The organism is Kitasatospora phosalacinea, assembly GCF_000717185.1.
In the GTDB taxonomy this organism is placed as follows: domain Bacteria; phylum Actinomycetota; class Actinomycetes; order Streptomycetales; family Streptomycetaceae; genus Kitasatospora; species Kitasatospora phosalacinea_A.
The window spans coordinates 1-5,062 of the sequence record NZ_JNYE01000181.1 but is presented as its reverse complement, the minus strand read 5'-3'; the positions used below and the strand labels follow the sequence as shown (position 1 = coordinate 5,062).

Here is a 5,062-nt window from a genome sequence, read left to right as displayed (position 1 = left end):
GCGCCGGTCGAAGCAGCCGCTCGACCCGGCCGGCGCCGCCGCACCACCCCCCACCCCCACCCACCGGGAGCCGCCGCGCCCCGGTCACCTTCGGGAGCCCACGTGTACCCTGCACCCGGCACCACGCGCACCAGCCGCACCACCAGCCGCACCACCGGGCCCACCGCGCTCGCCGCGGCCGTCGCGCTCCTCGCGGGCCTCACCCTGTGGACGCTCGCCCCCGGCACGGCCCGGGCCGCCTCCGTCGTCCTGGAGGCCGAGTCGGCGACGCTCTCCGGCGGCGCCGCCACGGCCGCCGACCACGGCGGCTACACCGGCACCGGCTTCGTCGGCGGCTTCACCGACGGCAACAAGGGCACCGCGAGGACCACCTTCACCGTGCAGGCCGCCGCCCCCGGCACCGCCACCCTCGCGATCCGGTACGCCAACGGCACCGGCTCCGCCAGGACCCTCACCCTGCTGGTCAACGGCGCCTCCGCCGGGCAGGTCACGCTGCCCGCCACCGCGAACTGGGACACCTGGGCCACCGTCCAGCAGAGCGTCGCCCTCAACTCCGGTGCCAACACCGTCGCCTACGCGTTCACCGGCACCGACAGCGGCAACGTCAACCTCGACAACCTGACCGCCACCACCGGCGCCACGACGCCGGGCGGCACCCTGGAGGCCGAGTCCGCCGCGCTCTCCGGCGGCGCCGCCACGGCCGCCGACCACGGCGGCTACACCGGCACCGGCTTCGTCGGCGGGTACACCGACGGCAACAAGGGCACCGCGAGGACCACCTTCACCGTCACCTCCGCCGCCGCGGGCAGCGGAACGGTCGACCTCCGGTACGCCAACGGCACCGGCTCCGCCAAGACGCTCACCCTGCTGGTCAACGGCGCCTCCGCCGGGCAGGTCACGCTGCCCGCCACCGCGAACTGGGACACCTGGGCCACCGTCCGGCAGGCCGTCACCTACACCGCGGGCACCAACACCCTCGCCCTGGCCTTCACCACCGCCGACAGCGGCAACGTCAACCTCGACAGCCTCACCCCCGTCACCCCCACCGGCACCACCACCCCCACCGACCCGCCCACCGACCCGGGCACCGCCGGGGCCACCGTCCCCTACACCGGCTACGAGGCCGAGGCCGGGACGACCAACGGCACCGTCCTCGCCCCCGACCGCACCTACCTCAGCGTCGCCTCCGAAGCCTCCGGCCGCAGCGCCGTCAAGCTGACCCAGACCGGCCAGTACGTCGAGATCAGGCTCACCGCCCCGGCCGACGCGGTCAACCTGCGCTACTCGCTGCCCGACAGCGCGGACGGCAAGGGCCTCGACGCGACCCTCAGCGCCTACGCCGACGGCCAGGCCCTGCCCGACCTCCAGCTGACCTCCCGCTACGCCTGGGTCTACGGCGCCTACCCGTACACCAACAACCCCGCCGACGGCCAGCCGCACCGCTTCTTCGACGAGACCCGCGCCACCTTCGGCCGCACCCTGCCCGCGGGCACCGTGCTGCGCCTGCAGAAGGACGCCGGGGACAGCGCCGCCTCCTACACCCTCGACCTGGTCGAGACCGAGCAGACCGGCGCCGCCGGCACCCTCCCCGCCGGGTACCTCTCCGCCGCCGACCTCGGCGTCACCCCGGGCGGCCAGGACGTCACCGCCGCGCTGAACACCGCCCTGAACACCGCCAAGGGCCAGGGCAAGGGCCTGTTCCTCCCGGCCGGGACGTACACCGTCTCCGACCGGGTCAACCTGTCCGGCGTGAAACTGCGCGGCGCGGGCGTCTGGTACACCGTGCTGCGCGGCACCGGCCTCAAGGGCGGGCTGTACGGCACCGGCGGCACCAGCACCGTCGAGAACCTGACGATCGACGGCCAGAACACCGTCCGCGACGACGCCAACGGCCAGGCCGGCATCGAGGGCGACTTCGGCACCGGGTCCGTGATCAGGAACGTCTGGATCCGGCACACCAAGGTCGGCCTGTGGATCAACGCGCCCACCAAGGGCCTGCGGGCCAGCGGCCTGCGCATCCGCGACACCTACGCCGACGGCGTCAACCTGCACGGCGCGGTCGACGACGCCGTCGTCTCCGACAGCAGCGTCCGCGGCACCGGCGACGACGCCCTGGCCATGTGGTCCGACGGCGCGGCCGTCACCAACAGCGCCTTCCGCCACAACACCGTCCAACTTCCCACCCTCGCCAACGGCGCGGCCGTCTACGGCGGCAGCGGCAACAGCGTCGAGGACAACCTGATCTCCGACACCGTCACCGCGGGCGCGGGCATCACCGTCTCCAGCCGCTTCGGCCAGCCCTTCACCGGCACCACCACCGTCTCCGGCAACGTGCTGCGCCGCACCGGCAGCCTCGAGGTCAACTGGAACGCCCAGCTCGGCGCGGTCTGGATCTACGCCGACCAGAGCGACCTCACCCAGCCCGTCGTCCTGAACGACAACACCCTCCAGGACTCCACCTACAGCGGCCTCCTGCTCTCCTGGCAGAAGCAGGTCGCCGACCTGCGCGTCGACGGACTGGTCGTCGACCGGGCCGGCCACCACGGCATCGAGGTCAACGCCGCCGGGCACGGCACCTTCGCCGACACCCGGATCAGCGGCACCACCGACGCGCCGCTGAACGTCACCGGCGGCTTCACCGTCCAGCGCGGCACCGGCAACACCGGCTGGTAGCACCCCCGCACCCCCGGCCCCGCCCGCCCGCACCCCGCGGGCGGGCGGGCCCCGCACCGTCCACGAACAAGGAGAACCCCCCGTGAACACGCCCACCGCCCGCCCCGCCGCCCAGCCCTGGTGGCGCACCGCCGCCATCTACCAGGTCTACGTGCGCAGCTTCGCCGACGGCAACGGCGACGGCGTCGGCGACCTCGCGGGCGTGCGCAGCCGCCTGCCGTACCTGCGCGACCTCGGGGTGGACGCCCTCTGGTTCAACCCCTGGTACCGGTCGCCGATGGCCGACGGCGGCTACGACGTCGCCGACTACCGCGACATCGACCCGCTGTTCGGGACGCTCGCCGAGGCCCAGGACCTGATCGCCGAGGCCCACCAGCACGGCCTGCGGGTCATCGTCGACCTGGTGCCCAACCACTGCTCCGACCAGCACCCGTGGTTCCGCGAGGCGCTCGCCGCCGGGCCCGGATCGGCGGAACGCGAACGCTTCTGGTTCGCCCCCGGCCGCGGCGCCGACGGCCAACTCCCGCCCAACGACTGGCAGTCGTACTTCGGCGGCCCCGCCTGGACCCGCACCACCGGCCCCGACGGCACCCCCGGCGACTGGTACCTGCACCTGTTCGCCCCCGAGCAGCCCGACCTCAACTGGGAACACCCCGAGGTCCGCACCGAGTTCGAGTCCGTGCTGCGGTTCTGGCTCGACCGCGGCGTGGACGGCTTCCGGATCGACGTCGCCCACGGGCTCGCCAAGAAGCCCGGCCTGCCCGACGTCGGCCCCGACCCCGACGTCACCGACCTGCCCTACCAGGACGTCGACGCCGTCCACGAGGTCTACCGCTCCTGGCGCAAGATCACCGACGGCTACTCCGGCGACCGGGTCTTCGTCGGTGAGGTCTGGCTCCCCACCCCCGAGCAGTTCGCCCGCTACCTGCGCCCGGACGAGCTGCACTCCGCCTTCAACTTCGAATTCCTCTGCTGCGCCTGGGAGTTCGACGCCGTCAAGGACGTGGTCGACGGCACCCTGGCCGCCCACGCCGAGGTCGGCGCCCCGCCGACCTGGGTGCTCTCCAACCACGACACCATCCGCCACACCACCCGCTACGGCCGCGAGGACACCTCCTTCGACATGGGGAACAAGCGGCTCGGCGCCCCCACCGACCGCGAGCTCGGCCTGCGCCGCGCCCGCGCCGCCGCCCTGCTCACCATGGCCCTCCCCGGCGGCGTCTACGTCTACCAGGGCGACGAACTCGCGCTCAGCGAAGTCGAGTCCATCCCCGACGAACTGATCCAGGACCCCACCTTCGTCCGCTCCGGCGGCACCGACCGCGGCCGCGACGGCTGCCGCGTCCCGCTGCCCTGGTCCGGCCCCGAAACCCCCTACGGCTTCTCCCCGGACGGCGCCACCGCCCCCTGGCTCCCGCAACCCGCCGACTGGGCCGACCAGAGCGCCGCCGCCCAGACCGCCGACCCGCACTCCGTCCTCACCCTCTACCGCACCGCCCTGCGCCTGCGCCGCGACCGCCTCGCCGCCCTCCCCGAACACCTCAGCTGGCTCCCCACCGCCCCGGGCGTCCTCGCCTTCACCCGCGACGGCTCCTTCGCCTGCGCCGTCAACTTCACCGCCGACCCGCAGCCCCTCCCGCCCGGCAGCACCGTCCTGCTCACCAGCGCCCCGCTCGACGGCGGCCTGCTGCCCCCGGACGCCTGCGCCTGGCTCGACCTGCCCGCGGGAAGGAGCTGAGGGCCGCGGCGATCACGCGGGCGGCACCCCGTGCTCGGCGCCGACGCGGGCGGGCACGGGGGAGGTACAGTCCGTTGCGGAGGCGGTGAGTTCACGAAGGGTCGAGCGGGACCGGGGCGAAGGGTGGTGCGCAGGTATGGAGTTGGTGGTCCTGCTGTTGTTCCTGGTGATGGTGTCCGAGCGTCTGTGGCGGTGGGCGCGGAAGGTCAAGGACCGGGGGACGTCGATCTCCCAGGCCGGGCTGGACGACTTCCACGCCGCCTTCCAGGCGTCCAAGCGCGCCCAGATCGAGCAGCGCGAGAGCGAGCAGATGCTCCGCGACGAGGAGGGCGACGCCGCGCCGCCCGCGCGCCGGATCGACCTGGTGAGCGGCAAGGTCACGATCACCGTCGAGCCGGACCGCCGCTGAGCCCCGGTGGTCGGTGGTTGGTCGGCCGACGGGGCGGCCGGTGCCGCTGGGGCGTCAATTCCTCCTTGTAACTTCCAGGTTGCGCATTGACACGGATGCGGCGGCGCGGACACCATGGACGCCGCCCACCGCCTGCCGACACCGTTCCGGGCCGACCGGAGTTGGGAGCGCTCCCACAGCGTTCGGGCAGGTCACGGGGCATCCGATCGGCATCCCCCACACCCCCACCCCGCCCCCACCGC

At 73.9% G+C, this 5,062-nt stretch carries 3 protein-coding genes; all 3 read left to right on the top strand.

Annotated elements, in window-relative coordinates:
* Nucleotides 1–102 precede the first annotated feature (102 nt).
* The 3 genes from OO57_RS37020 (at nt 103) to OO57_RS37010 (ending at nt 4,820) form a co-directional block, all read left to right on the top strand.
* Nucleotides 103–2,673: a carbohydrate-binding protein gene (locus OO57_RS37020; protein WP_051778734.1), complete on the top strand. Its 2,571-nt coding sequence runs from the start codon at nt 103–105 to the stop codon at nt 2,671–2,673.
* 82 nt (nt 2,674–2,755) lie between these two features.
* Nucleotides 2,756–4,411, top strand: a complete 1,656-nt coding sequence (locus OO57_RS37015) for a glycoside hydrolase family 13 protein (RefSeq protein ID WP_033257250.1) — start codon at nt 2,756–2,758, stop codon at nt 4,409–4,411.
* Nucleotides 4,412–4,547: 136 nt separating this feature from the next.
* Entirely contained in the window at nt 4,548–4,820 is a 273-nt protein-coding gene (locus OO57_RS37010; protein ID WP_033257249.1) for a DUF6191 domain-containing protein, read from the top strand.
* Nucleotides 4,821–5,062 lie beyond the last annotated feature (242 nt).